Source organism: Hyphomonas sp., from assembly GCF_041398465.1.
Classification (GTDB): Bacteria; Pseudomonadota; Alphaproteobacteria; order Caulobacterales; family Hyphomonadaceae; genus Hyphomonas.
Map to the genome: position 1 here is coordinate 76,063 of NZ_JAWKUS010000005.1, position 26,681 is coordinate 102,743.

Annotated in this window: 22 protein-coding genes and 1 tRNA gene; 9 read left to right on the forward strand and 14 right to left on the reverse strand. The window is 57.8% G+C overall.

What is annotated here, in order from left to right:
- Positions 1–33: 33 nt before the first annotated feature.
- Both R3C98_RS15410 and R3C98_RS15415 read right to left on the reverse strand, forming a co-directional pair.
- Positions 34–801 (reverse strand): DUF3450 domain-containing protein, encoded by a 768-nt coding sequence (locus tag R3C98_RS15410; protein WP_371314962.1) that lies wholly within the window; start codon positions 799–801, stop codon positions 34–36.
- A gap of 430 nt (positions 802–1,231) precedes the next feature.
- Positions 1,232–1,306, reverse strand: a tRNA-Gln gene (locus tag R3C98_RS15415).
- 196 nt (positions 1,307–1,502) lie between these two features.
- Here R3C98_RS15415 and sppA point away from each other — a divergent pair.
- Both sppA and R3C98_RS15425 read left to right on the forward strand, forming a co-directional pair.
- Positions 1,503–3,275: a signal peptide peptidase SppA gene (gene sppA, locus R3C98_RS15420; protein WP_371314963.1), complete on the forward strand. Its 1,773-nt coding sequence runs from the start codon at positions 1,503–1,505 to the stop codon at positions 3,273–3,275.
- A 133-nt stretch (positions 3,276–3,408) separates the two neighbouring features.
- Positions 3,409–4,413, forward strand: coding sequence for an NAD-dependent epimerase/dehydratase family protein (locus R3C98_RS15425; protein ID WP_371315184.1), 1,005 nt, complete (start codon positions 3,409–3,411; stop codon positions 4,411–4,413).
- Here the strand turns inward: R3C98_RS15425 and R3C98_RS15430 are convergent.
- Together R3C98_RS15430 and R3C98_RS15435 are read right to left on the reverse strand one after the other, a co-directional pair.
- Positions 4,398–5,129: an RluA family pseudouridine synthase gene (locus tag R3C98_RS15430; protein ID WP_371314964.1), complete on the reverse strand. Its 732-nt coding sequence runs from the start codon at positions 5,127–5,129 to the stop codon at positions 4,398–4,400. The genes R3C98_RS15425 and R3C98_RS15430 overlap by 16 nt on opposite strands.
- Positions 5,126–6,436, reverse strand: a complete 1,311-nt coding sequence (locus R3C98_RS15435) for a replication-associated recombination protein A (protein ID WP_371314965.1) — start codon at positions 6,434–6,436, stop codon at positions 5,126–5,128. Before R3C98_RS15435 ends, R3C98_RS15430 begins: the two co-directional genes overlap by 4 nt.
- A gap of 59 nt (positions 6,437–6,495) precedes the next feature.
- Between R3C98_RS15435 and R3C98_RS15440 the strand changes: the two genes are divergently transcribed.
- Together R3C98_RS15440 and R3C98_RS15445 are read left to right on the forward strand one after the other, a co-directional pair.
- Entirely contained in the window at positions 6,496–7,338 is an 843-nt protein-coding gene (locus R3C98_RS15440; RefSeq protein ID WP_371314966.1) for a TauD/TfdA dioxygenase family protein, read from the forward strand.
- A gap of 74 nt (positions 7,339–7,412) precedes the next feature.
- Entirely contained in the window at positions 7,413–8,675 is a 1,263-nt protein-coding gene (locus R3C98_RS15445; protein ID WP_371314967.1) for a cytochrome P450, read from the forward strand.
- A 7-nt stretch (positions 8,676–8,682) separates the two neighbouring features.
- Here the strand turns inward: R3C98_RS15445 and R3C98_RS15450 are convergent, their stop codons facing one another.
- From R3C98_RS15450 to R3C98_RS15465, 4 genes are all read right to left on the reverse strand, one after another.
- Positions 8,683–10,104 carry a Do family serine endopeptidase gene (locus R3C98_RS15450; RefSeq protein WP_371314968.1) on the reverse strand — a complete coding sequence of 474 codons (1,422 nt, stop codon included), beginning with the start codon at positions 10,102–10,104 and terminating at the stop codon, positions 8,683–8,685.
- A gap of 67 nt (positions 10,105–10,171) precedes the next feature.
- On the reverse strand, positions 10,172–11,626 hold the full coding sequence (locus tag R3C98_RS15455; RefSeq protein WP_371314969.1) for an MFS transporter: 1,455 nt from the start codon (positions 11,624–11,626) through the stop codon (positions 10,172–10,174).
- A 9-nt stretch (positions 11,627–11,635) separates the two neighbouring features.
- The gene (locus R3C98_RS15460; RefSeq protein WP_371314970.1) at positions 11,636–12,859 is read right to left on the reverse strand and encodes an acyl-CoA dehydrogenase family protein; all 1,224 of its coding nucleotides are present in this window, start codon (positions 12,857–12,859) and stop codon (positions 11,636–11,638) included.
- Positions 12,860–12,872: 13 nt separating this feature from the next.
- Positions 12,873–13,163 (reverse strand): putative quinol monooxygenase, encoded by a 291-nt coding sequence (locus R3C98_RS15465; RefSeq protein WP_371314971.1) that lies wholly within the window; start codon positions 13,161–13,163, stop codon positions 12,873–12,875.
- 163 nt (positions 13,164–13,326) lie between these two features.
- Between R3C98_RS15465 and R3C98_RS15470 the strand changes: the two genes are divergently transcribed.
- The 4 genes from R3C98_RS15470 to R3C98_RS15485 all read left to right on the forward strand — a co-directional run bounded on the left by R3C98_RS15470 (position 13,327) and on the right by R3C98_RS15485 (position 17,030).
- Entirely contained in the window at positions 13,327–14,340 is a 1,014-nt protein-coding gene (locus R3C98_RS15470; RefSeq protein ID WP_371314972.1) for a glycosyltransferase family 2 protein, read from the forward strand.
- A 74-nt stretch (positions 14,341–14,414) separates the two neighbouring features.
- Complete coding sequence (locus R3C98_RS15475; RefSeq protein ID WP_371314973.1) at positions 14,415–15,323, forward strand: metallophosphoesterase family protein; 909 nt, start codon at positions 14,415–14,417, stop codon at positions 15,321–15,323.
- A gap of 59 nt (positions 15,324–15,382) precedes the next feature.
- A complete protein-coding gene (locus tag R3C98_RS15480) occupies positions 15,383–15,973 on the forward strand; it encodes a polysaccharide biosynthesis/export family protein (protein WP_371314974.1) in 591 nt (196 codons plus the stop codon).
- Between the two features lie 361 nt (positions 15,974–16,334).
- Complete coding sequence (locus R3C98_RS15485) at positions 16,335–17,030, forward strand: sugar transferase (protein WP_371314975.1); 696 nt, start codon at positions 16,335–16,337, stop codon at positions 17,028–17,030.
- A gap of 82 nt (positions 17,031–17,112) precedes the next feature.
- Here R3C98_RS15485 and R3C98_RS15490 read toward each other — a convergent pair whose 3' ends face one another.
- The 6 genes from R3C98_RS15490 to R3C98_RS15515 form a co-directional block, all read right to left on the reverse strand.
- Positions 17,113–17,286: a hypothetical protein gene (locus R3C98_RS15490; RefSeq protein ID WP_371314976.1), complete on the reverse strand. Its 174-nt coding sequence runs from the start codon at positions 17,284–17,286 to the stop codon at positions 17,113–17,115.
- Between the two features lie 385 nt (positions 17,287–17,671).
- Positions 17,672–18,976 carry an O-antigen ligase family protein gene (locus tag R3C98_RS15495; protein WP_371314977.1) on the reverse strand — a complete coding sequence of 435 codons (1,305 nt, stop codon included), beginning with the start codon at positions 18,974–18,976 and terminating at the stop codon, positions 17,672–17,674.
- Positions 18,973–20,175, reverse strand: a complete 1,203-nt coding sequence (locus tag R3C98_RS15500; protein WP_371314978.1) for a glycosyl transferase — start codon at positions 20,173–20,175, stop codon at positions 18,973–18,975. The genes R3C98_RS15495 and R3C98_RS15500 overlap by 4 nt, the downstream gene beginning before the upstream one ends.
- Positions 20,176–20,198: 23 nt before the next feature.
- Complete coding sequence (locus R3C98_RS15505) at positions 20,199–22,598, reverse strand: GumC family protein (protein WP_371314979.1); 2,400 nt, start codon at positions 22,596–22,598, stop codon at positions 20,199–20,201.
- A 54-nt stretch (positions 22,599–22,652) separates the two neighbouring features.
- On the reverse strand, positions 22,653–23,948 hold the full coding sequence (locus R3C98_RS15510; RefSeq protein ID WP_371314980.1) for an outer membrane beta-barrel protein: 1,296 nt from the start codon (positions 23,946–23,948) through the stop codon (positions 22,653–22,655).
- Between the two features lie 325 nt (positions 23,949–24,273).
- Positions 24,274–25,257, reverse strand: coding sequence for a glycosyltransferase family 2 protein (locus R3C98_RS15515; RefSeq protein ID WP_371314981.1), 984 nt, complete (start codon positions 25,255–25,257; stop codon positions 24,274–24,276).
- A gap of 236 nt (positions 25,258–25,493) precedes the next feature.
- On the opposite strand from R3C98_RS15515, the gene R3C98_RS15520 reads away from it, so the two are divergent.
- Positions 25,494–26,621: an NAD(P)/FAD-dependent oxidoreductase gene (locus R3C98_RS15520; protein ID WP_371314983.1), complete on the forward strand. Its 1,128-nt coding sequence runs from the start codon at positions 25,494–25,496 to the stop codon at positions 26,619–26,621.
- Positions 26,622–26,681: the final 60 nt, after the last annotated feature.

Sequence of the window (26,681 nt, forward strand, 5' to 3'; positions counted from 1 at the left end):
TACGGTTTTCCTCTTAGTTCTCTGAGCCGGGCCTTACTGGACCTGGAACTTCTGGATCGGAGCGAACAGAACGGTCTGCTGCGCTTTAGCCTGAGCGACGCGGATGGCCTTCTGGATGTCAGACACATACTTGCCTGGAAGCGCTTCCCACGAACCGGTCGAACGGTTGTAGCTGGCAGCCTTGCCGTTCGGCGTCAGGTAAACGAGCGCAACGCGGCCATAGAGGAACATATCAACCGTCGTCGGGTTTCCGTCGATGTCGATCTCTTCCTGCCAGGTGCTGATCGTGCGGCCGTATTCCATTTCAGCCTGATAGGCTTCCATGATCAGGCGGTATTGTTCGGCCGGGGTCACGTCTGGCTGGGTCATGATGCCGTCGAGCGCTTCGAGGCGCGCCGAACGCTCAGTGGACTTGAACGGAAGATCCGCAGCGACGAAAGTCTTGAGGTCTTCGACCATGCCGAGGAGCATCGGAACCGTCTGAGCGGTGATGTCGTCGATCGAGCCAAGCTGTTCAGTCAGCGAGGCGATTTCTTCGCGCTGCGAGGCAACAACCAGTTCCTGCTGTTTTGCGTACAGGTCTGCGGCGTCACGGCGCTGCAGGAGCGTACGGTATTCGCGAACCATGTCGGTCCGCTCATCGTCCAGCTGGTTGATCTGGTTCTGGACCTGCTCTGCACGGCGGGTCGCCTGTTCGCCGACATCGAGCGCCTGGCGCAACTGGGCCTGAGCCGGAATGGCCAGTCCTGCGATAAGCGCCGCGGCGATCACGCCGCGAGCTGGTGACAGAAGTTTCTTCATGAGGTTTGCCTCTCACTCTCCAAACGGTCGCGCTGGTGTCGCGCGGGAAATCCGACATTCGGGCACTCCGCTAACGAGAGCGTCCCGGTCCTTACAACGCCTCACACACAAACGAGGCTAGTTCCCTTGGAAGCAGAGAGACGGAGACCGCCCAACACCTCCCCTGAGTTTTTCGGGGCGTTGACCGCCCTCTGTCATTGATCCCTGATTGGCCCACCTTATGGCAGGTCCGCGGCAAAGCCCTTAACTGTGAAACGGGACGCTAACAACCCTCCGTGACACGATCAACAAGGCTTTACGATTCATTTAGAAAATATCGGGCGCCTGTTCGAACGCAACACATCGCATGCAGTGCGAAGCCGCAACAATGCACTATGAGAAGAAGCTGACCGGGCTGCAAAACCATCAGGCAGCAGGAGCCTGGAAAAGATGGCTGGGGTGCCAGGATTCGAACCTGGGAATGCCGGTACCAAAAACCGGTGCCTTACCACTTGGCGACACCCCAACGGAGGCGCCGGGATAGCCACTCTTTCTTTCGCTGGCAACACCCGTTCGCACTGCATTTCAGCAGTTCTTTCACGATATATGTGTTTTGCTGCAAATTTCGCCTGTTAGCAGAGCCGAACCTTTACATTTTATCGATAATCGACAATATCAGGTATTAACAACACCTCTTGGTCAGAACCGGAGACCATACACCAATGAGAACCTTTTTCCTGTCGATGGCAGGTGCCCTCGTCGCCATGTTCCTCTTCTTTTTTCTGATGGCGATATTCTTCGTCGGAGTCATTTTCAGTGCGGCATCATCCGCCCCTGACGCTCCGGACAATATCGTCCTCTCCCTCGACTTAAACACTGAATTCTCCGATCAGGCGCCTGTCAGCGGAATTGCAGCTTTTTCAGAAACGCCCGGTTTTGTAGACCTTTTGACCAAACTTCAGGCAGCCGAAGCCGATGACTCGGTAAAAGGGCTGTATCTCAGAGGGGCAACAGTAGGCATCGGAAGCTCTAGAGCAGAGGAGCTTCGCGAAGCTCTGATCAGTTTCCGCGACTCCGGAAAGTTCGTCATCGCGCACACGCAAGGTACGTTTGGTGTCGGCGGTCCATCGGCCTTGCGCTCCATCACGCCCGCCGACGAAGTCTGGATCCAGCCGGGCTCGGAAGTCTTCGCAGCTGGCGTGACCTTCGAGACGGAATTCCTCAAGGGTCTGTTCGACAAAATCGACGTGACGCCGGAAATCTACCCCTTCTACGAATACAAGAACGCACCGAACTCCTACAATGAGAGCGGGTATACCGCGCCTCACCGTGAAGCGATGACTCAGCTGGCCGAATCTCTCTGGTCCCAGTCGCTGGATGACATCGCTGCGGATCGCGGTCTAACCGCGGCGGAGGTGAAGGCTGCGCTCGAAAGCGGACCAATGACCGCTGAACAGGTTGTGGCCAACAAGCTGATGGACAAGGAAGGCTATCCGGAAGAAGCCGAGGAGGCTGCGAAAGAGAAGGCCGGCAAAGACGCCGCATTCGTCGACCTCGCGAGCTACACCCCGCCATCCCTGCCCCTGAAGGCACCAGCCATCGCTATTGTCGGCGGTGAAGGCGCCGTCGTGACGGGCGGCACCAATTCCGGTTCGCCGTTTGAATCCGGTCCGGCCTTTGCCTCGGACACGATTGCCCGGGCCATTCTCGATGCCGGCGACAATGACAAGGTGAAAGCCATCGTCTTCCGCGTCGACAGCCCCGGAGGCTCTCCGACAGCATCCGACCAGATCTGGAACGCAATTGAGCGTGTGCAGGCTAAAGGTAAGCCGGTCGTCGTCTCAATGGGCTCACTGGCAGCGTCCGGCGGCTACTATGTCTCCGCCGGTGCTGACTACATCGTTGCCAATCGCTCCACGATAACCGGCTCGATCGGTATCTTCGGCGGCAAGTTCGCGCTGGCAGGTGGCTTCAATAAGCTGGGCGTTACGTTCGACACGGTCTCGGTTGGCGGCGAGTTCGCCGATGCATACGGCATGGACACATTCACGCCGGAGCAGGAAGCCGAAGTGAAAGCTTCGCTGAAACGCGGCTATGACCGGTTCGTCGGGATCGTCGCTGACGGCCGGGGCATGACATATGATGAAGTGCACCAGGTTGCCCGCGGCCACGTTTGGAGCGGTGAAGACGCCCTCGAACGCGGCCTGGTGGATGAGATCGGCTCCTTCACCGACGCGATCGGGAAAGCCAAGGAACTTGCCGGCATCGATGCGGATGCCACTCCGCGCCTGATCTACTATCCGCATCGCAAATCGGGCTTTGAAGCTCTGGAAGGCCTGTTCGGCGCCTCTGCCCAAACGGCAGAATCCGTGGCCGCGATTTCCGGCTTCACAGAAGACAAGCGCGTTCAGATGTTGCTGGATGAACTTGCCACAGCCCGGGCGCTCAGCTCTGGCGAAGCCCAGGCAATCATCCCGCGCATGAACGAGCGGTAGTCACAAACGCCTGACAACAACCTGACGAAAAGGCCTTTCGGATGCCCGGAAGGCCTTTTCTTTATTACAGTGTTCAATGCTTGTACGGATGGCTGCGATCATATAGCCCGGAACCCAAAAACAGGGCATGAGCATGAAGATCCTCGTCACCGGAGCCGCCGGTTTTATTGGCAGTGAGTTATCTCTTCGCCTCGTCCAAGAGGGCCACGAGGTTACGGGCGTCGACTGTTTCTCGGCCTACTATGATGTCGCCCTGAAACGGAACCGAGTAAAAAGGCTGGCTGCGTTCGACAATTTCCGAATGCACGAAATAAGGGTTGAAGACGAAGCGGCAATGACTGCCGCATTCAGCGAAAGCGTGCCTGATATTGTCGTCCACCTCGCGGCGCAGGCGGGCGTGCGCTACAGCCTCGACCACCCACGCGAATACATCTCATCCAACATCGTCGGCTCCTTCAACGTCATTGAGCTTGCGCGGATTCACAACACCAAGCATCTCGTGCTTGCATCCACCTCATCCGCATACGGCGCAAACCAGAAGTTTCCTTTTGAGGAAACAGATCCTGCTCCACACCCGCTGACTATTTACGCCGCAACCAAGCTATCCAGCGAGTTGATCGCGCACAGCCATTCTCACCTCTACGGCACACCGACCACCCTGCTCCGCTTCTTCAGCGTGTACGGCCCATGGGGCAGGCCGGACATGGCGTTCTTCCTGTTCACCGACCGCATCTTCAGGAACCAACCGATAGACGTCTACAATCATGGCGACCTGATGCGTGACTTCACCTATATTGACGATCTCGTCGAAGCGATCCGCAGGTTGATGGATACGCCGCCCGTTGCAGGGGAGCCTGTCACCCGGGGAGACTCGCTGAGCCCCGTCGCACCTTATCGCCTGGTCAACATTGGTCACGCTGCACCGGTACGGCTGATGGACTATATTGAGGCGATAGAAAACGCGATCGGCAGGAAAGCCATCAAGAACATGCTCGACATGCAACCCGGCGATGTGAAACAGACCTATGCCGATGTAAGCCTTCTGCAGGCTCTGACAGGTTACGTTCCCACCACAGACGTCGAGGCCGGAATTCAGGCATTCGTCGACTGGTATCGCGACTATTACAAGCCCGCCTGAAGCCCGAGCGTTTCAGCAAGCTCCCGGAAGTCTTCCGGCACAGGCGCCTCGAACTTCATGGCCTCGCCATCAGGATGACAAATATTGAGCTTCGCGGCGTGCAGCATAAGGCGCGGCGCACTTTGAGCACCCGTGCCATAGAGCCAGTCGCCCAGAATGGGCATTCCGGCGATGGAAAGATGCGCGCGGATCTGATGCATGCGGCCGGTTTCCGGTCGGGCTTCGACCAGCGCATTATCGCCTGCGCGCGCAAGGATCCGCCAATGCGTGATGGCCTCCTGCGCGCCTTTCCGGTCGGCCTTCGCAGCAATCATGCGCGGCCGCCCGGCCTCTGCGACTTTTACGAGCGGTGTTTCGAGCGTCCCCTCGTCATGAGCTGGCAAGGTACCTTGAACCAGGGCGAGATAGGTTTTCTCGGTCCGGCGGGACGCGAACTCCTCCGACAGGAATGCAGCGGCTGGCTGCGTCCGCGCCGTTATAACGACACCTGATGTTCCCTGATCCAGCCGATGCACCAGACGCGGCCGTTTTCCATTCGACTTTGCAAACACGGCCAGCAAGTCATCCAGAGAACGCGCGACGCCCCCACCGCCCTGCACAGCAAGGCCGGACGGCTTGTTGAACACAATCACTTTGTCATCCTCATAAATGACAAGATTGCGCACGAACGCCGCATCCTCCGCGCTGACTTTCGGTACCGGGCGGTTTCGCGTCATGCTCCACCCTTTCGTTCCCGGATCTTCGCGATCCATGCGAGCCGTTCCGCAATAGGCTTCTCGCGCCCTTCCCCCTTGGGCTGATAAAATACCGGTCGAGCCATGCCATCCGGAAAATAATTCTGCCCTGAAACACCCTCTTCCGTATCGTGATCATAGGCGTAGCCTTCGCCATAGCCCTGATCTTTCATCATCTTTGTCGGTGCATTCAGGATATGTTTCGGCGGCATCAGGCTGCCAGTCTCTCGGGCCGACTGAAGCGCAGCCTTCCAGGCGGTATAGGCGGCATTGGATTTCGGTGCCGTTGCCAGATGGATGACCGCATGGGCGAGCGCGAGTTCTCCTTCGGGAGACCCCATACGCTCATAAGCCCGGGCAGCTTCGCTGGCCACCATCAGTGCCGTCGGGTCGGCAAGGCCAACGTCTTCGCTAGCCATCCGGACCAGACGCCGCGCCAGATAAAGTGGGTCTTCCCCACCATCTATCATTCGCGCAAACCAGTAGAGCGCCGCATCCGGATCAGACCCCCGGACGGATTTGTGCAGCGCGGAGATGAGATTGTAATGCCCCTCCCCGGCCTTGTCATAGGCTGGCGCTCGTTTCTGCAGGCCAGCCGTGACTTGCGGAAGGCTCAACACCGATTTTGTGCCAGCCAGCGCATAGATCTGTTCGACAATGTTAAGCAGATACCGTCCATCGCCGTCTGCCATGGCGAGGACCGGTGCCATGGCCTCATCCACGACCGGTAATTGCCGTCCTTCGAGCGCCTCTGCCCTGTGGATCAGTTCCATCAGGGCTGCGTCCTCCAGTCGCTTCAGCACCAACACCTGACAACGCGAAAGAAGCGCGCCGTTTATTTCGAAGCTGGGGTTTTCCGTCGTTGCGCCGACCAGGGTGACGACGCCGCTTTCGACGAACGGCAGGAAACCATCCTGCTGCGCCTTGTTGAAGCGATGGATTTCATCGACGAACAGGAGCGTGCCTTTGCCGACCTTGCGGCGTCCTTCGGCCCGGTCGAATGCAGCGCGCAGGTCTTTCACGCCGGAGAAAATTGCGCTGATCGCCTCGAATTCGAGATCCGATTCCTGTGCCAGCAGGCGGGCGATCGTTGTCTTGCCAACGCCAGGCGGTCCCCAGAATATGATTGAAGACAGGCGCTTCGCCTGCAGCATGCGCGTCAGCGTGCCTTCCGGGCCGACCAGATGGTCTTGCCCGACGACTTCTGACAGTTTCTGCGGGCGCAGCCGGTCCGCCAGGGGACGCGGCGCCCCTTCCGACATGCCTGCAGCTTCAAACAGATCGCTCATGGCCTGTGTTCTAGGCGAGCGGGCGCGCTGTGGTAAGATGTGTATCGGAGGAAACACATATGAGCCTGGAGATCACACCATCCGGGCAGGCCTGCGGCGCAACCGTACGCGGCGTGGACCTGACCCAACCGCTCGATACCGAGACGATTGCCGAGATCAGGAAAGCCTGGCTGGAGCATCAGGTCCTGTCTTTCCCGGACCAGCGCATGACTAATTCGGACCTGGAGCGATTTACACAGTACTTCGGACCGTTTGGCGATGACCCATTCATTGCCCCCATCGACGGTCACCCGCACATCATCGCCGTGAAACGTGCGGCAGACGAAACGGCGCCGATCTTCGCGGAAAGCTGGCACTCGGACTGGAGCTTCCAGAAGCGCTCGCCTCAGGGCACCTGCCTCTTCGGCATCACCATTCCGCCAAGCGGCGGCGACACGCTCTTCGCCAACCAGTATTTGGCGCTCGAGCAGATGCCTGCCGACCTACGCAGCCGTATCGAAGGCCGCCACGCCATTCATTCCGCGCGCAACGCGTATTCGCCCGTGGGCATGTACGGTGAAGACGACAAGGCCAAAGGGCGCAGCATGGACATCCGCCCCTCATCAGACGCCGAAGCGACCGAGCGTCATGATCTCATTCGCACGCATCCTGAAACCGGGCGGAAGTCCCTATTCGGCTGCGCCGGCTACATCGTCGGAATTGCGGGCATGGAGCAGGAGGAAGGCTGGGAGCTGATCACCGAGCTTTATCGGTGGCAGACCCGGCCCGAATTCCAGTACCGGCACTCATGGGAACCGGACATGCTGCTGATGTGGGACAACCGATGCCTGCTTCACATGGCAACCGGAGGGTACGCCGGATATGACCGCCTGCTGCACCGCACAACAATTGGGACGGCGTAAAAACTTTTCAGAAACGGCCTTCGCACGTACTCTGTTTCCCATAAGGGCGAAAAAAGCCCATTTGGGAGGAAAATATGGCCGACACAGCGCAGTCTATCGACGTGGAAATTCCTGATCCGTGGAGCCTTCCGCTGGAAGGATTTGACGTTTCAAAAGCGGAAATCTTTCAGCAAAACAAACAGGGCGAATATTTCCGCAGGCTGCGCAAGGAAGCGCCGGTTCACTACTGCCCTGAAAGCGCCGTTGGTGCCTATTGGTCCGTCACAAAGTACGACGACATCATCGCGGTCGACTCGAACCACAAGGTGTTCTCGTCGGTGCCCAGCATCGTGATTGGTGACCCATCGGACGACTTCCAGCCGCCCATGTTCATCGCTATGGACCCGCCGATCCATGACATTCAACGCAAGGCAGCCCAACCCGCCGTTGCGCCAAGCCAGCTGTCGGAACTGGAAGACCTGATCCGACAGCGCGTCTGCACCATTCTGGACAGCCTGCCGGTCAATGAGGAGTTCAACTGGGTGGAACGTGTTTCCATCGAACTGACCACGCAGATGCTCGCCACCCTGTTCGACTATCCGTTCGAAGACCGGCACAAGCTGCCGTTCTGGTCGGACGTCGCGACCACTTCGGATGCCGTCGGCGTGGCCGGTGCGGACATGGAATGGCGCATGAAGCATCTCAATGAATGCCTCGCCAGCTTCACCCAGCTTTGGCACCAGCGCGCGGCCGAGCCACGGAAGTTCGATTTCATCTCCCTGCTCGCCCATGATCCGAAGACGAAGGACATGGTGAACAATCCGATCGAACTGCTCGGCAACCTGATGCTGCTGATCGTGGGTGGGAATGACACGACGCGGAATTCGATTTCCGGCGGCGTCTATTTCCTGAACAAGTTCCCGGACCAGTACGCCAAGCTTAAGGCGGATCCGTCTTTGATCCCGAACATGGTCTCGGAGATCATCCGTTACCAGACACCGCTATCGCACATGCGCCGGGTCGCGACGGAAGATACGGAGCTTGGCGGACAGAAGATCCGCAAAGGCGACAAGGTCGTTATGTGGTACGTCTCCGGCAACCGTGACGAAGACGCCATCGAGCGGCCGGACGAATTCCTGATCGACCGGCAGAATGCGCGGCGCCACGTTTCCTTTGGTTTTGGCATCCACCGCTGCATGGGCAACCGCGTCGCCGAGATGCAGCTGCGCATCCTGTGGGAAGAAATCCTGAACCGTTTCGAAAACGTCGAAGTGGTCGGCGAGCCGGAACGCGTCCTGTCGAACTTTGTTCAAGGGTACACCAACTTGCCTGTGGTGCTGCACCCGAAGGCTGGCTGATCTTGGCCTAGAGGCGGACTGTCCCGCGGATGGTCCGCCCGTTTCGATCCAGTTCGATATCCCAGCTACGGTCTGAATCCCGCAACACGGTTTCCAGATCTTTCACCGTCTTGGTCTGCTTCCCGTTCACGGAACGGATAACGTCGCCGGGGCGGAAGTAATTCCGGGCCACAGACCGGCGGGCAACCGAATAAACGTAGATGCCAGATCCCTTCTGGAAAGGATCAAGACCGTTCTCTTCAGCGAGGCGCGGTGAGAGTTCAACGACGCGCGCGCCGTTGAACACGTCCTGGCCTTCCAGCAGCACAATATCGGCTTCCGTCGCGCCCGGAGGCGGCTCAACCTTGACGCCGATAACCTGATTTCGGCCACCGCGCAGCACATTCAGCTGCGCCGTCTCACCGGGATTACGGATCGCGGCGAGGAACTTCAAACCCTTTTCATCATAGACTTCCCGGCCATCGATCGCCGTGACGAGATCGCCGCGCCGCAGGTTCGCCTTGTCGGCTGGCCCGCCATCATAAACTTCGGTGACCATGACGCCGATGGGTCGGGCAAGGCCTTGAGCCTTGGCCATGTCGAAACTGACCGACTGAGCGGCGAGGCCCAGCCATGGGCGCACAAACGTGCCTTCATTCATGGCCGCATCAACGACGCGTTTGACCATCTCGGACGGGATGGCGAAGCCGATGCCGTTTGATCCGCCGCCACGCGAGAAGATCGCCGTGTTCACGCCAACCAGCTGGCCTTTCATGTTCACGAGCGCCCCGCCGGAGTTCCCGGGGTTCACGGCCGCATCTGTCTGGATGAAGAAGGAATAATCGGAGATGCCGACATCCGTGCGCGCCGTCGCGGAGATAATTCCGGAGGTGACGGTCTGGCCAACACCGAACGGGTTGCCGATTGCCATGACGAGATCGCCCACCTGCGCCTCACGCGTATCCGCATAAGGAAGAACCGGCAGCTTGTCGCCGCCGGTGTCGATCTTGAGAACGGCCAGATCCGTCCGCTCGTCGTTCAGGACCAGCTCTGCCGGATACTCCCGCCGGTCGCTCAGTACCACGCGGAAAGAGTCCGCACCTTCGACAACATGATTATTCGTGACGATGACACCGTCGTTCCGAACGATCACGCCGGACCCGAGCGAATTCTGCACGCGGCTCTGCGGGGCCGCGCGGCCATAGAGAAGCATCTCCATCGGCGTCACGCCCGTTTTCACGGTTTTTTGCGTGTAGACGTTCACCACAGACGGCGAGACTTCCTTCACCAAAGGCGCAAAGGTGAGCTCGATCTCAGTCCGCGTCTCCGGCAATCGCTGGGCATTCGCCATCAGGGGTGAAACCGCCAGCACCAGAAGGGCCACCACACAAAGCCCAGCTACAGCCAGGTACTTTGAAACATGTCTTGTCATGCGAAGAGCGTGCATCATGTCTATGGCTCTATTGCGGCGCTGAGGGAGTGGCAATTCGGCGGATCATGACATTTCAGTCAGAAATTCAGTGACTTGCCTCTTCCGCCGCCTTCGCCGCAATGGCTGCCAGGTTATTTTCATGTGTCTCCCGGCTGATCCGGTAGAAGCTGACGCAGAACATCATCAGCGTCCACGCCGCCAGGAGTGTGACGGCATATCCCCAACCGAGCGAGGTGAGCGAGCTGTCGGTCACCTTGTCAGGCTGGGCGCCTTCCTGAATGCCCGCGAATGTCAGAACAAGGGTCGCGACAAAGACGCCCGACGCCTGCGCGAGCTTCCGGATGAAGCTGATGCCCGCATAGAAGATGCCTTCGGAACGACGTCCAGTCTGAACCTCGCTGTCCTCGACGATGTCAGCAACCATCGATCCCATCAGCATCTGCGTTGCGATAATGAGCGAGAGATCAAAGATCGTGATGGTGAGAACAATATTATAGAGCGCGTCCGAGCCATTCGGCGGCATGATCCCGATCAAACGGGCAAACACCGGCGCAGGTGCGATGGTGAAAGCCAGGACGCCAATCGCGAGCGCCGCGCGCTTCTTCCCGAACATGCGTCCCGCAATCGGCGCGATGATCAGGGCCAGCACCGCGGAGATGTACACGGCCACCGTCAGGCCTGCAGTCTGGGTCGTCGTGAAGCCCCAGAAATATCCATTGATGTACTGGTTCAAGGACGCGGACACACCGGACGCCAACAGGCCGAACAGTGTCGCCAGGAACAGGGCCCGGAAAGACGGGTTCGAGATCGTCTCGAAGATTTCCGAAAACACCTTGCCAAGCGTCAGGTTCCGTTGCGCCGGCGGCGCCTTCAGGTGCGGGATGCGGGCATGTGTGCCGAAAGTCGACACCGCAGCCGCGAGAAGAATGACGCCGGCAGCCACCGCACCGTAGAGATGCCAGCCTGGAATGTGGAAATACCCCGAGGGGTTCTGCTCACTGGGCTTCAGCAGGAAAAAGAGCAGGAATATCTGGATGGAGAGGCCACCAACCCAGGCGAAGAAGTACCTGTACGACATCAGGCTGGTACGGGCGTCGTATTCAGGCGTCAGCTCCGGAACGAGCGCCGTGCTTGGCACTTCGTACATCGTGAAAGAAAGCCGTACACTGATGGTGAGGACCAGTAGCCAGATGAACAAGCCGTTTGGCGACAGGCCTTCAGGCGGGTTCCAGGCCAGGTAATACGTAAGCCCGACCGGCAGCAGCGCCGCGTACATAAAAGGGTGCCGCCGGCCGATGCGGGTGCGCAGATTGTCTGACCAGTAGCCGACAATCGGATCTGACAATGCATCGACGACCAACGCGATCATCAGCGCGAGAAAGACCATCGCCGCCGGAACGCCGAGGATCTGACTGTAAAAGAACAGCAGGAAGTACTCGAACCCGTTGTTCTTGATCCCTTCAGCCGCGCCGCCGAACCCGAAAGCGAGTCGGGTTGGCAGGCTCGGCCCGGAGGCCTTTGCGGTGACAGCGTCAGTCATCGCCGGCCGTCAGAGACCCAGAACCATCTTGGCCATGATGTTCCGCTGGATTTCATTGGAACCGGCATAGATGGAAGTTTTGCGATAGTTGAAATAGTTCGGCGCTGCGACCAGGTCGTGCTGAGGTGTCGGACATGTTTCATTGCCGCCAGCCTCCAGCAGGCCCATCGTGTCCTGCACGAACGGCGCGGCGTAGAACCCTGCTGCCTCAAGCGCCAGTTCGGTGATCGCCTGCTGTGCTTCAGATCCGGCACATTTCAGCATCGAACTTTCCGGCCCGACATTCTGACCCGCCGACAGGGACGACAGCACCCGCCGCTCGGTCGCGTCCAGCATATCGATCCGGATCTCCAGCTGGGCCAGCTTGCGGGCAAAATCCGGATCACGGATCACCGGTTCCCCTCCGGCGATTTCCTTCGAGGCAACCTTGCGGGCCTTGCGCAGCATGTGGCGCAGCCCCGGCGCATAGGCGTTGCCGCGCTCGAATTCCAGCAGGTACTTGGCATAGGTCCAGCCCTTGTTCTCCTCGCCGATGAGGGCGTCCTTGATGGGCACACGGACGTTCTCGAAGAAAACCTGGTTGATCTCGTGCTGACCCTCAGCCGGGCCGTCCAGCGTCGGCAATGGCCGGATGGTAATACCCGGCAAAGTCATCGGGAAAACGATAAAGCTGATCCCTTCCTGCGGCTTTCCCGTTTTCGAGGTGCGTACCAGGCAGAAGATCATGTCGGCCCACTGGGCCAGCGTCGTCCAGATCTTGGAGCCATTCAGCACATAATCGTCGCCGTCGCGGACCGCACTCATCTGCAGCGAGGCCAGATCGGACCCCGAGCCCGGTTCAGAATACCCCTGGCACCACCAGAGGTCAGACGCGAGGATCGGCGGCAGGTGCTTCTTCTTCTGCTCCTCGCTGCCAAAGGCCATGATGACCGGCGCGACCATGGACACGCCAAACGGCGCGACATTCGGCGTGCCGGCGCCGGACAGTTCGGAATGCAGAATGTAGCGCTCGGTCGCCGAGAGGCCCGGTCCGCCATATTGCTTCGGCCAGTTCGGCGCGATCCAGCTCTTGGACGCCAGCTTCTTCTGCCAGGCCACCTGGCTTGCCTTGTCGACATAGCCATTCTTGGACAGTGCCATCCGGGCGCGCAGGTCAGCGTCAAAATTGACGTCAATCCAGTCGCGCACCTCTTTCTGGAATTTCAGGTCGGCGGGCGAGAGCGAGAGATCCATGGCCGACCGTCCCCTATTCGACGATATCGTAATACTGGACCTCAGGAGCCCCGGCGAGGCATGCACCGAGCGCCGGGCCGGCAGCCTTAAAGTATTCAGTCTGGCCGTGGGACTTCAGCGCCTCTTCCGAAGCATATTGCTCCATGAAGATGTAGACGTTCGGCTCTTTCTTGGACTTGTAGAGCTGATAGGTCAGACAACCAGGCTCATTCGCCTTAACCTTCGCCATCAGATCCTTGCCGGTCTTTTCGAAATCAGCCTCTTTGCCTGGCTGGATGGTTAATTTTGCTACGACGCCAATCATGTTTCGCATATCCTCCTGTTTTGACCCACCATATGGGGTTCAGGCCGCGCGGCAAGATTGACGTTAGGGATGCCACCAACGCAGGTCACTCGCTCGTCTGGAATGGAACTTGCTCCCTCCACAGGAGAAAAAATCACCAGAGGTCGCCATGAGTGCGCATGCAATGGCTGAAATCGACAGAAACGAAGCGCCTGAGCTGGTGCCGGCCTCGATTCTGGCTGTCATCCCAACGCTCAATGAAGAGCGCCACATTGAAACATGCATCCGCTCTTTGATGGCGGGAGACGTCCAGCTGATGGAAGTGCCACTGGTCGTGGCCGATGGCGGCAGCTCGGACGAGACCGTCGAAATCGTCGAGCGCCTGAAATCCGAGTTCCCGAACCTACAGCTCATTCACAATCCGAAGCGCCTGCAGGCTGCCGCCATGAACCTCGCGGTCTCCAGCGTCGCCACATCCGCTACCCGTTATATTGTGCGGTGCGACGCGCACTCGATTTATCCTGCCGGCTTCATTCTTTCGGTGGCGAAAGCACTTGAAGCGACCGGCGCCGCGTCTGTTGTGATCCCGATGGATGCCGTGGGCGATACGTGCTTCGAGCGAGCCAATGCCTGGATCGTCGATACACCGCTTGGTTCGGGTGGTTCCGTGCATCGCGGAGGTAAAACCTCAGGCTACGTTGACCATGGTCATCATGCGGGATTCAACATCGATACGTACCGGCAAGTCGGCGGGTATGATGAATCCTTCTCGCACAATGAAGACGCAGAATACGATGAGCGCGTGGCTCAAACCGGTGGCAAGATCTATCTCGATGCCGATATCCGGATCCGCTACATCCCAAGGGGGTCAGTGGGCCGTCTTTCGAAGCAGTACTTCAACTACGGTAAAGGCCGGGCCCGCAATGTGCGCAAGCACGGCCAACGGCTGAAGCTCCGTCAGGCGCTACCAGTCTTCGCCCTGTTGGCCAGTGCCGCCGGCCTGATCCTGTCGCCCGTGTATTGGCCTGCGCTCATCCTACCGCTTGGATATTTCAGCGTGCTCGCCGCCGCCTCGATTGCGGTGGCTGTCTGGAAACAATCACCCTGCGGCCTCTTTGCGGGTCTGATATCCGGCACCATGCACATGAGCTGGGCGGCCGGTTTCCTAAAAGAAGCGTTGAGTAGAAAGAAGTCCTGAATATCCCGTACCGATTGGTTTCAGGCCAGAAAGCGTTATAAGTAGTTGTTAATACTTGCACCCAGATGAGTAAAATGACCGATCAGACCCGGCAAAGCTTCCTGCAACGGATCAGTAACCTGACCCGCTCAGCGACGTCTTTGCGTGCGCGAATTCGCCGGGCAGCCGGGCGCTCAATGCCGCAAGTGGACACGCAGGTGGAGGAGAAAACCCCCGCCAAGGTGACGCGCACGAGCCACGCGCCGGAAGGCCAATGCATTTACGCGATCGGCGATGTGCATGGCCGATGCGACCTTCTGGAAAAACTGGTCGAACAGATCGACGAAGACTCCCAATCCTTACCGGACGGCACCAAGCGAGTCCTTGTTTTTCTTGGAGATTATATCGACCGCGGCCTGCAGTCCAAAGATGTCATCGAGTTCCTTCTCAGCGACCGGTTGAAGGTATTCGAACGGGTTTTCCTGATGGGCAATCACGAGGAAGCGTTGTTGCGGTTTCTCAATGAAGTCAGTTTTGGAAAACAATGGGTGCGCTATGGCGGGGCCGAGACACTTTATTCCTACGGCCTGCAGCCGCCCCAAAATGCCCGTGCCGCGATGCAGTCTCATGACGCGATGCAGGCCTATCAGCGCGCTTGGGACAAGGTCTGGACCGAATTCCGCAATCGCCTGCCGGAACACCACCTGAAATTTTACCAGAACCTCCAGCACTACTACGTGACTGGTGACTATCTTTTCGTGCACGCCGGTCTTCGTCCCGGCGAAGCTCTGGAAAACCAGACGGTGCGGGACATGTTATGGATCCGTGAGGAATTCCTGGATGCGGAAGAGCAATTTCCCCAGGTTGTCGTGCACGGGCATACCCCTGCGGATGGGGTTTTTCGCGACGACCGGCGGATCGGACTGGATACCGGAGCGTTCATCAGCGGCAAACTTTCGGCCGTTCGCCTATACCGGGACGAAGTTTCCTTCCTCTCGACCTGAAACTCTGGAATAGGTCTTGCTTCACGGCAGGAACACCAATTCTGGGAGATAAAGAGATAATGAATTTTCTACGCCCCCTCGTAACGGCCATTCTGGGCAGCGTGCTTCTGTTCGTTGCCGCCTGTGCATCCACAGTCCCGTCCGTAGTGAGCTCCACTTCTGGCGAGCAAGTGGTGCAGCAGCAAGCAATCGGCGCCTACACTCTGGGCAACGGCGACCAGCTTCGTATTACTGTATTCGGCCAGCCAGACCTTTCCGGACAATTCGAAGTAGACGGCACCGGCTCCATCTCCATGCCGCTAATTGGGCAGGTCGAAGCGCTCGGCCTCTCAACCCCGGAACTCGAAACACGTATCGTGGAGATGCTGGAAGGCGACTACGTCCTGAACCCGCGCGTCAGCGCTGAGGTCATCAACTACCGCCCCTACTATATTCTCGGCGAAGTAAACCGCCCTGGCGAGTACCCTTATAATTCCGGACTGACTGTGGTGAATGCAGTCGCGGCTGCAGGTGGGTGGACCTACCGGGCCCGCAAGAATGTTGTGTACATAAAAAGCGTCGGCTCACTCGAAGAACAAGCGATCGAGCTGACGACCTCCACCGTCGTTCAGCCGGGCGACACGATCCGCATTGCGGAACGCCACTTCTAGCCAATCAATTAATTCTCCCCGAATCGAAGCGGCAGAGCGAATGGGCTCTGCCGTTTTTTCGTGTCGAAATGGTACGGGGGCTGGCCTGACCTGGGACACAAGCCCCGGTCAAAGCACCTCAAACCGAGAAGTTGTGGTTAATAAACACTCACGAGGCCCCGATTACTTAAAAAATACTTCTCCTCGCAGGCGAATTTCGAGAAAACGTCCTAAATATTTGGACTAATCCCGGTATACAGATTGCAAACGTCTCCAAATGAAATAAAGGTTTCCTTGCTCTCAAAGTTAACGACAGTTGGCTGCGGCGTGAGGAATTCCGGGAAGATTTCTTACGCCTTACGGTAGAGTTCCGGGGACACTTATGGGTCTGAGACTGACTAACCAATCACGCCACGCGGAAACGGCCGCATACTCTTCTACGCGACTTGATCGTACGGAACACGAGAGCGGAACGAGCGCCAAACGTATTCTGGACATCATCATCGCGAGCCTGGCGCTGGTCTTTGTGTTCCCGCTTCTCTTTGTGGTGGGTATTCTCATTCGGCTCCAGGATGGCGGACAGGCAGTTTATGCTCAGAAGCGTTACGGGCGGAACGGACGTACGTTCATGTGCTTCAAGCTCCGCTCCATGGTCGCGAACGCCGATGAGCGTTTGCAGGAGATCCTGGCAACGGACCCTGCCGCCCGCGCAGAGTGGGACGAGACACAAAAGCTCGTCAACGATCCACGCATCACACCGCTGGGACAATTCATCCGCAAGACGTCGATTGATGAGTTGCCGCAACTGGTGAATGTCCTGCGCGGAGAAATGTCGCTGGTTGGCCCTCGCCCGATCGTCGAAAATGAAATCGCCAAATATGGTGAGTTCTATCGCGACTATTGTGCCGTACGCCCCGGCCTGACCGGTTTGTGGCAGGTCGAAGGCAGAAGCGACACCACCTATGAGGAGCGTGTTCAGCTCGACGCAAAATACGCCCGCACCCGCACTTTTGTGGGCGACATTCTGATCATGTTGCGCACTGTGCCGGCTGTTCTGCTGTCTCGCGGCGCCCGCTGATACGGCACTCACGGACTGCCCCAAAATCAAAAAGCCCCGGTGGTCTCACCGGGGCTTTTTGATTTTGTGCATGCTCAACACATTAGCCAAAGAGAGTGACAGCTGCACTGATGATACCAGCCCACAGCAAGGCGCTCAGCCCGACAATAATCAAGAGCCGGATCCATACCGGCCATTTGTCATAGGTTTCCTGCTCGGCATGGATACCGGCGTCCCAGCCGCGATGCGCGATGGTAGCATTGGCAAGATCGACCACAGGTCTACTCCCTGACACGGATGAAGTGGCGTTACTCATCACGCCCCAACCATCGGATCTAACTCTTAAGGGCGTGTTAAATGCCCGATGAAGACTATACGCGTCGAACCGGATTCTGATCGAGAGACGTGTCAGCAATGTGGCCCCGGCACGTACGTGCTGTGGCTGTCAGAATTGTCACCTGTCGGCATGCTTCAGACGACTCGCGCTCATTGAGCGAAGCGGCAATGCCCTGAATTCCGGATACAATTTTCCTGTCTGCCCGTTTGGCGTCAAACTGCAACGCCGGATATGATACGCAGTCACCGAGCGAAATAAGGCAGCAATGTGTCGAATACTTGCGGGATCCGGGGTGTGCGGAAAGGCACCAAAATGGGTCTACCGGCTAGCGCGCCTGATGGACGCTGGTTTCGCTGATCTTGACCGGAACATAGCCTTCGAATTTGCGCCGGTTGGCGCTGAAGGCCGCTGTCGATGCGAGCAGAATGATATTCGCCGGCGTATTGAAGACCCCCCAAGACGTGGATTCAGTGAATGAGGAGGTGAACACAAGTAGAAGGAGCACCAGGAGAGCTGAGGCTTCCAAATCATGCGAAACCATCCAGTTCCGGATTGCGCGCTGCCACTGCCAGATCCAGGTTCCGATAAAAAGCGCCCAACCGATGTATCCCAGGTGGACACGCACCTCCATGTAGGCGTTGTGGAAAGTAAGCACCGTGCCGTACGCTTTGTAGTCATGGTAATTGATCGACTGTGCGGCCCCATTGTCGGGCTGCCAGAACCCTGCGAGCCCCGTGCCGAAGACTGGGTGCTGCTCCTGGACGACCCGTCCAGCTGACCAGATTGCAGTACGGCCGCTGAGCGTGCCGTCCTTTCCGAGCGCCCCCAGCACGTCCCCGACAAAATCCTCGCCCGGCATCGCCAGTGCGGCTGTCAGAACGGAAAGCACAACAACAATGCCTCCGAGGAACAGCAAGCTGCGCGCATTGTTGACCCGCGCCATATCCACCCAGAGCACACGCAGGACAAGGAGCCCAATAATACCGACGCCACCAAGCACCAGATTGGTCGCAGAACCTGCACTGACAACGAATACCACCCCCATCGGAACGAACGGCAGCGCCGCAAGGCGTATCCACCTCAACTCGTTTCTATTCAGGGCTGCTGCCAACGAAAGCAACATCATGAAGTTCATCTGCAAGGCGACATAATTCTTATGTGAGTATGGACCACCGTTTGTGATCGTCGAGTACTGCTGCAGCACCATGAAAGCCGCGATCCAGCCAGAAAACATCAAGCATCGCATCGCTCGCCGAGCATCGAGAATAGAAATGATCGCTATAATGAATAACGGGGTGAGTATGAAATACACCCCTTGTTTCAAGGCCTGGGACGGATAGGGCGTCCACAGAATCGATGAAAGCGCAAAAACAGGCAAAACGAAAAGCGGCCAGGCGCGCACGAGATTCGGCAGCACAATCGTGTGCTTTAACGCGATAACACCGAACAGGGCCAGAACCAGCAGATACCGGGCAATCGTCACTCCCGGAAAATCGATGTAGGTCGAGAAGAACCAGGCCGTCACGATGGCCTGAAACCAGATCGGAGCCCCCTTATCTTCCGAGAAGACCTTTGCCCAGACTAGCGTCGTGTCTTCCGTCACTTTCATTTTGCGGGACATGACGTTCATACCGGCCCTCCCGCTTTTAATACCGAGTTTACGAGGTCCGAGAGCATGCCTTCCGTTTGGACGAAGTCATCTTCAGGGCATTTTGCCAGCGCCCTGGCGCAAGCCAGGATGGGGTCAGGGTCATTGAGCAAGTTGGAGATCAATGCTGCCAGTGTCTCCTCCAACGGCTCGTCAATGATGAAACCCGCCTGACGCTCTTTGATCCATTCAGCGGTTTGGGTCTGGCCGGGCGCAATCGACGGAACACAATAGTAGCCACCTTCATAGATCCGGTTCGGCAACAACCAGACTGAGTTGAGCCCCGCCTCCATAAAGTCACCAGCCCAGACCAGATCGAGATTACCGTAAAGCTCCGACAGATCTTCCGGTGACTTGTAGCGATCATGAAAGATCATATTCGGATGCTTTGAGACTTCAGGTTCGAACACGGGGATTTCCGTGCGCGCAGGCACGCCGTGAAGGTGGATTTCCAAAGTTTCCGGGAACCGGTCTGCCAATGCACACAAAAGGTCAAATGACCGTTGGCAGCGAAGAACACCAACCCAACCAAGGCGCAATGGCCGTTCGTAGCCAGGCGCCTGCGGCACAGGCCGTGGCCCGTATTCCGCGCCTGCGGCGAGCCTGTTTTCTACGAGAAAGGCCCGGTATTGGCCCGGATAGTAACGTTCAAAATGGTTCTTGAGAAAAGCCGGAGAACTGACGATGAGCCCCTTTGTTCTGCACAACAGGCTGCTCTCCAACCAGCGCAGCGCTTTTCCGACCACGTCCTGACGGCAGAGCAACCGGTGGATATCGAGCGACTCGTAGATCACAGGTGTATCCAGTTTTGCTCTGCGCTTCGCGAGATAAGCGCATGCAAGCATGTCGAGATTTCGAGCAAGGATCACATCCGCTGATGCGAGCTCTTCGCGGTTCGCAGCAGCGATCGCTGCACCGGCGAAAACCTGACGGATACGTTGGATGAACGCGCCGTCCGCCGTCCGTCCCAGGTCTATATTCCTCCACTCGGTCGCATCGGCATCGCCACGGCGCATCATGAATCCGGTGACCGCCATCCCATCATCATCAAAAGCCCGAACGCGACGGCGGATGGCAGCATCCCCCGCGTCATGTCCAAAATACGCCACGCGCCAAGGCCGCGAACCCTCTACGGCCTCGCGCTCCATGGATGGTTTCGCGATCCGCGCATGTCCCGACATGGATACGTTCCGCTTGCTACCGGCTATTCAAATCCCACAGGGACTTCTTCTTCGACCGCCCTCTTGGCATGTTCCGGTGGTGTCTGTACGGCCACGGGCCCCTTGGCACCTTTTTTCTTCCGCTTTCCGGCACCATTGAGATCAAAGCCGAACACGGACTTCTTGGTCTCCATCTGATAGTACTTGCGGTAAGCCTTATAGCTGGCACCCGGGTCACGGTGGTGACGGCGGCGGTTCAGATCCACCATATTCAGCGTTGCGCCGAGAATATCCGCATTGAACGACCGCAGCAGGTTCAGCGACTGCTTTACGGCGGCACGCGTCGAATGGCGCCAGCGAACCATCAGGATGGTCTTGTCGACTTTGCCGGCGACCACACGTGCCTCCGCCATAAGAAGCAGCGGACCCGTATCGATCAGTATCAGGTCATACATGGACCGCAGGCGCGAAAGCAGGTCATCAAAGGCACGTGTGCCAAATACGTCGTGCGGCGTATGCCCGGATTGCGACAGCGGGAGAATGTCCAGCATCGTCTTGCTGTCCTTCTGGATCGCATCCGACAACTGGCCTGCACCGAACAAGTGCTCGATGAAACCGATTTCGGGCGACATGCCTGCGGCTTCGGTCAGCTGCCGGCGCCGGAAGTCCCCATCGATGACAATCGTACGGGAACCGGACATAGCCGACATGCGTCCGAGACTGAGTGTCAGGCTGGTCTTGCCTTCATCTGGTAGTGACGAAGTGACCGCAACTGTCTTGGTTTCGCTATCGAGATCGGAGAAAGCGATCGCCGCTCTGAGATAGCGTACACTTTCAGCGTATGCAGATAGAGGGTTTTCCACGAGGTAATCGGCGGGGTTCGTCTGGCCGAGACCAAACAGGTTTGACGCGCGGATCAAAGGCACGGAACCGATGGCCGAAACCCCCAGCTTGCGTTCAATGTCTTCCGTCGAACTGATCTTGGCATCGAACATTTCAGCGATGATCGCCATCGCTGCGCCAATCGCCGCGCCGAGGATCGCGCCGATCAGGAGATTCAGCTTTTTCTTCGGAGCCGCCGGATTATGGGGCACGGATGCGGACGACAGGATCACGGCGTCAGCCTGAACCAGATCATCCTGAACGCTGGTTTCCTTGGAACGAGCGATAAATTCCTCATACAGGACCCGGCTGGTTTCAGCGTCCCGCTCCAGTTCGCGTAGCCGGACACTCGCAATGGAGTTATCGCGCAGCTGAGCATTGGCCTGATTGATACGGGCCTGTATCGCGTTGACCTGGTCCTGCTTTGCCTTGACCTCGCTTTCGAGATTGTCAGCGATCCGGCTCACTTCGGCCGCCATCTGACGCTCAACATCGCGAACCTCATTCCGCGCACCGATTAATTCCGGGTGCTGAGGGCCAAGTTTCGTTTCAAGTTCTGCAACACGTCCGCGCAGCACCGAAAGTTGCTCTTTCAGGCGAGAGACCAACTGGGAATCGAGCACTTCACTGATGCCATCAACGCCGGTTCCGGCATCGATCTGACGGCGCATGTTTTCATAACGCGCACGGGCCTGGCTGAGCTCAAAATCCAACTGGGTTTTCTGCTTCGTCAGGTCAGCAATTTTCTGCTCGGCCAGCGTCGTACCCATCGCGGTGTCGAGACCGTTCTGGGCGCGGTACACTTCGACGCGGTTTTCTTTTTCCGACACCTCATCTCGCAGACCGGACACACGTTCGCCAAGCCACTCCGTAGCGCGCCGGGTTGCGTCCAGCTTTGTGTCCAGCTGTTGCACGCGATATTGGTCCGCTACGGCGTTCGCAAGGCGTGCAGCCGTTTCCGGCGAAGTCGACATGACTGTTACGGTCAACAGGTAAGTCGTGCCAACGCGAGAAACGCTTACGCTATTGCGGAGAGCAGCGACAACCGACTCCATTATCGCGGCTTCGCGCTCTTCAGCACTAAGGCCAGCATAGGGGTCGACGTGTTCCGTCCGCATGCCGAGGCTTTTTTTGATCGGTTTGACCAACCCATCGATCAAGCCAGGCTTCTTTTTAACGAGAGTCCAATTGAATTCCGGATCTTCGATCAGCTTCTGGCGCTCCGCCACCTTCGTCAGAAGAGACTTGGAGCCGATCACCATTACTTCGGTGTCGATAGCGGCCGTGTTGGCAACGATACCGCCCAACACGCTGCCAAGATCGATGACATTCTCCTGGTTCGTGCCCAACTGGATTGTCGTCTCCGCCTTGAAGACCGGCGTCGACGTAAATGTGATGTAGGCCACGGCCAGAAAGACGACCAGGAAACCGGTCACAATCAGCCAGAATCGGCGATAGACAATGCCTATCAATGACTTCAGGTCAAAGGATGTTTCCTCACCGGACGGGGCATCATGCCCGGTTATCTGGGAAGGTAGCTCGAAGCTGAAACTCTTGGTCAAAACACCACACCGAAAATTAGAGTGAGCAAACGAAGCGGACAGGGCCGCCCCTGCTTATGGATGGTATCGAAGCTCGACACCAATCAGATTGATCCCATAGGATCGCACGACTGCCAGATTTGCCCCACTGGAATCCCAGGACAGATGGCGTGCGAAGGCATCAACGTGCAGGCGCTTGTTCATTTTGTATTTCGCCGCCACGCCAAAGTTGGACATTTCGTCAGTCCGGTCGATTTCCTGATATTCGTAGTCGGTATATCCAGCCTGAGCGGACAGGATCAGGTTCCGGCGAAGCTCATGGTCTACTTCGGCCCCAAAACTGGTCGCCAGAGAACTCGGCGACGCAAAGACACCGGTGTCCCGTACGCTGCGGCGACCAGTGAAGGTGACCGTCGTCAGTCGTGAAGGGAACCACTGGATCCGAGCATCGAGAGACAGACCATCAACATCCGCAAAGAAGTCGTCCTTCTTGTCCTCATTAAGATAGCCGACAGCGATATCACCGCGGATCAGAGTCTGGAGTTCAAAATCGACACCTGCAGAAACGGAATAGCCCTCGGAATCGCGATACCGGGGCTGGCCACCGATGAGCTGCGCGGAGTCATAGGATTCGTCATGCACAGTGCCCTGAGCGAAAACTGCGAGGTCAGGCGAGACCGCATAGGAAAGGCGTGTTCTACCGTACGTGTCCTGGCGGTCACGGAAATCTTGGTCAGCAACGGCGCCAGACCCGACAATGCGGCCGTCCTCGTAGTTGAAGTCTCTCACACCCACTGCATTGTTCCAGCGAACACGGTCATTGGTGTAGTCGGCGCTGACTTCGCCACCCGCAATCGAGTACTTGATCGGCTTCTCAAGTCCACCAAGACCAGCCGGCTCGTAGCGCTGCTCCACAGACTTATCGGCGAATACACGCGCGCCCAGTGAGAACTCACGGGAAACGTCCAGCCGACCGCGCAGGCCAGCATGGAGCGTCGGCGCGGATTCATCCGACAGATCGAGATATTCGTTCTGGTAGGCCGACACATCAAAGCCGATCTGGTGCACATTCCAGTTCGTGCGGCCGGCTACTTCGCCGCCAATCCGGATGATCACATCGGACTGTTCGTTGTTGTTCTGCGCATAGACGTTCGAATTGTACGTCACACCCGCAAGGGCGGTGGCGTCCACCAGGAACGTTCCGAGACGGATCGGCTCAGGATCGAAAGCCGGCTGACGGCGGTCTTTCACAGCCTCATATTTGTTCCGGCTGTAAAAATTATCGGCGCCTTGCCCTTGTGCTGCAGCTGTCCCAGCGATGAGGCTGCCGCCGGCAACCGTGAGAAGGCAAAGTCTTTTAAGATGGTTCATTTTTCTGTGTTCCCTCACAAACGCGTCGGAAAAGCGTACAGGTCGTCGTTTACCTCAATCGTTTTGCAAGTGTCATACCACCGACTTGCAAGGTTTCAGGAGGCCGTTAACCTTTAGATACATGAGAACTGGCCGCAACGGCGAGTTTTCCCGTCAACCTCCCTTGTTGCGCGTACCTTTTCAAGCGGCGTTGCTTCAAAAGCACAAAATTAACTTTGATTTTGGCGCGCGCATTCTTTCTTGACGGGCTGGAACAGGTCGGCTCTGGAGACTAAGACCATCAGCCCGCCAAAATAGCGCAAACTCCGCCCAAAAGGTGAATTTCTCAGGTTGCAGACCCCACGGGGCGGGTTTTGCCGTTGAGCTTACCACCAACCGCCTTGAGCAGATTGCCCGCAACAAACAGGCTGGCAGAGCTTGAAATCGTGAACGCCTTGAACAAACCCATAAGATTTTTCGCGCGAACTGCCTCAATTGCTGTCCAGGCCGCCCACTCCCGCTCGCTGTAACGCGTGAACCCTGAGAAGGCAGCCCTTTCTTCGGCTCCCAATCCGTCCCTCTTCAGGAATTCGCGCCCCCTCAGAGCCATCTTGCGATGATCGTCGGCGCCCTGCCGTTGGGATGCAGACCCCTCACGTACAACAAAGAGGTAGCCTTCCGGATCCGTGAGCACAGCTTTTGCCCCATCGGCCAGCAAGCGCGCGTAAAGCTCAAAGTCTTCTCCGAACCGAATATCAGACTGGTATGTCTCTGACACATGCTTAACGGCGCGCCGGCGGATCAGCGGCTTCAGGAATCCGAGTTCCGTCCGCTCCATCTCTACGTCGTAGGAGCGGGTAACAAACAAGGCAGTCGTCAGAGGCACGTCACCTTGTGGTTTTTCTGGCCAGAGATGACGACTAACCGTTTCAGGCGCACTGCTCGAACTGATCAACAGATTGTCAGCGACGATATCGAAGTCACCCGCCTGAGCTTTCGCGAGCAGCGCCGCAACACGTTCGGGGAGCATGATGTCGTCACTGTCGAATGGCGTGAACCAGCCAGCATCCGTTGCCTGCAATGCCAGATTTCGCGCCGCAGCCGGACCGCCATTCTGTTCCATCTTGAGGAAGGTCACATTCTCGAAGCGGCGCGCATAATCCTCGGCGATTTCCGGACCGGAGTCCTTCGATCCGTCATCCACCACCAGCACTTCGAAGCGAATGCCCTCCGGCTGCTTCTGCGCCACGGCACTTTCAAGCGCTCGCGCGATGTTTGCTTCATCGTTATAAAGCGGGATGATGATCGCAACCTTCGTCTCGTCATACATCGCAGGGGCGGTCTTTTCCAACATCGGTCCTGACTACAGGTTTATTCGCATGCACAATATGCAATTTCCGGGCAAATCATACGAATTACCCATACCGCTCATGGAACATGCACCGTGCGCAGGCCACGCCTGTATTGCAATGAGGCTGGACCGGCCTTCAGTATGGCTGAGATACAATGCAAGAGAGCCATTCCATATAGCCCCCTTTCCGGCCGCAGAACCAGAGCACACCACCTTTGACTGAAACCGAAGCCATCGTGATCGGAGCCGGCGCGGTTGGGCTTGCCTGCGGCGCGGCGCTTTCCCGTGCCGGACGCGAAACGCTCGTTCTGGAAAATACCCTCGGCATCGGAACCGGCACGTCGGCTCGCAGCAGCGAAGTAATCCATGCAGGCCTGTACTACCCTGCCGGCTCACTTAAACACCAGCATTGCGTAACCGGCCGCCGGCGACTGTACCAGTGGATGCTGGAACGTGGCGTTCCCCATCGCAAGACAGGCAAGCTGATCGTCGGAACCTCTGAAGCTCAGATACAACACATGCAGTCATTGTTCGATCAGGGTACACGGAATGGCGTGGAAGGCCTCCACCTCCTGACGGGTCCAGACGCCAAGGCTCTGGAGCCCAAGCTGAATTGCAACGCGGCTGTTCTGTCAGAGGAAACCGGCATTCTCGACAGCCATGCTTACATGCTCTCATTGCAGGGAGACCTCGAAGACCATGGCGGTACTGTCGTCCTCGGTACTCCGGTGGAATGTGTAGAAATCCTGACCGACGGGCGCTTCCGCCTGAAAGTGGGCGGTATTGAACCGGTGAGCATCACGACCCGGATACTGGTAAACAGCGCCGGCCTTCGTTCCATTCAGGTTGCCCGGCAAATGGAAGGCTACCCGCCTCACCTCATTCCGTACTTCACACTTGCAAAAGGCAACTATTTCAGCTGCCAGACGAAGGCCGCATTTCAACGGCTGATCTATCCGGCCCCCGTGGACGGCGGACTTGGTGTGCACATAACTATCGACCTCGCGGGCCGTATGCGTTTCGGCCCGGACGTTGAGTGGCTGGGGCACGCCGATCCAGACCGGGTCGATTATGCAGTCGACCAGAGCCGGGCGGCCAGTTTCTACCAAGCGGTGCGACAATACTGGCCGGAATTACCGGATGGTGTGCTTACAGCAGACTACTCCGGCTGCCGCCCCAAACTCTCCGCGCCTGGACAACCAGCGGCCGACTTTCGGATCGACGGCCCGGAACTTCATGGAATTTCCGGCCTGGTTCATCTGCACGGAATTGAGTCACCTGGGCTGACCAGCTCTCTCGCCATCGCCGACGACGTCGCCAACCGGCTATCGGGGGCTCACTGATTTTTTCGAACCATCCGATGCCGCTGTGCATAGAACCCGTAGTAGCACCACGGATTAACC

Bases quoted from the DNA above. Each gene is read 5' to 3' on its own strand.
- R3C98_RS15410 (WP_371314962.1), bottom strand. From the start codon at position 801: ATGAAGAAACTTCTGTCACCAGCTCGCGGCGTGATCGCCGCGGCGCTT.
- sppA (WP_371314963.1), top strand. From the start codon at position 1,503: ATGAGAACCTTTTTCCTGTCGATGGCAGGTGCCCTCGTCGCCATGTTC.
- R3C98_RS15425 (WP_371315184.1), top strand. From the start codon at position 3,409: ATGAAGATCCTCGTCACCGGAGCCGCCGGTTTTATTGGCAGTGAGTTA.
- R3C98_RS15430 (WP_371314964.1), bottom strand. From the start codon at position 5,129: ATGACGCGAAACCGCCCGGTACCGAAAGTCAGCGCGGAGGATGCGGCG.
- R3C98_RS15435 (WP_371314965.1), bottom strand. From the start codon at position 6,436: ATGAGCGATCTGTTTGAAGCTGCAGGCATGTCGGAAGGGGCGCCGCGT.
- R3C98_RS15440 (WP_371314966.1), top strand. From the start codon at position 6,496: ATGAGCCTGGAGATCACACCATCCGGGCAGGCCTGCGGCGCAACCGTA.
- R3C98_RS15445 (WP_371314967.1), top strand. From the start codon at position 7,413: ATGGCCGACACAGCGCAGTCTATCGACGTGGAAATTCCTGATCCGTGG.
- R3C98_RS15450 (WP_371314968.1), bottom strand. From the start codon at position 10,104: ATGATGCACGCTCTTCGCATGACAAGACATGTTTCAAAGTACCTGGCT.
- R3C98_RS15455 (WP_371314969.1), bottom strand. From the start codon at position 11,626: ATGACTGACGCTGTCACCGCAAAGGCCTCCGGGCCGAGCCTGCCAACC.
- R3C98_RS15460 (WP_371314970.1), bottom strand. From the start codon at position 12,859: ATGGATCTCTCGCTCTCGCCCGCCGACCTGAAATTCCAGAAAGAGGTG.
- R3C98_RS15465 (WP_371314971.1), bottom strand. From the start codon at position 13,163: ATGATTGGCGTCGTAGCAAAATTAACCATCCAGCCAGGCAAAGAGGCT.
- R3C98_RS15470 (WP_371314972.1), top strand. From the start codon at position 13,327: ATGGCTGAAATCGACAGAAACGAAGCGCCTGAGCTGGTGCCGGCCTCG.
- R3C98_RS15475 (WP_371314973.1), top strand. From the start codon at position 14,415: ATGACCGATCAGACCCGGCAAAGCTTCCTGCAACGGATCAGTAACCTG.
- R3C98_RS15480 (WP_371314974.1), top strand. From the start codon at position 15,383: ATGAATTTTCTACGCCCCCTCGTAACGGCCATTCTGGGCAGCGTGCTT.
- R3C98_RS15485 (WP_371314975.1), top strand. From the start codon at position 16,335: ATGGGTCTGAGACTGACTAACCAATCACGCCACGCGGAAACGGCCGCA.
- R3C98_RS15495 (WP_371314977.1), bottom strand. From the start codon at position 18,976: ATGAACGTCATGTCCCGCAAAATGAAAGTGACGGAAGACACGACGCTA.
- R3C98_RS15500 (WP_371314978.1), bottom strand. From the start codon at position 20,175: ATGTCGGGACATGCGCGGATCGCGAAACCATCCATGGAGCGCGAGGCC.
- R3C98_RS15510 (WP_371314980.1), bottom strand. From the start codon at position 23,948: ATGAACCATCTTAAAAGACTTTGCCTTCTCACGGTTGCCGGCGGCAGC.
- R3C98_RS15515 (WP_371314981.1), bottom strand. From the start codon at position 25,257: ATGTATGACGAGACGAAGGTTGCGATCATCATCCCGCTTTATAACGAT.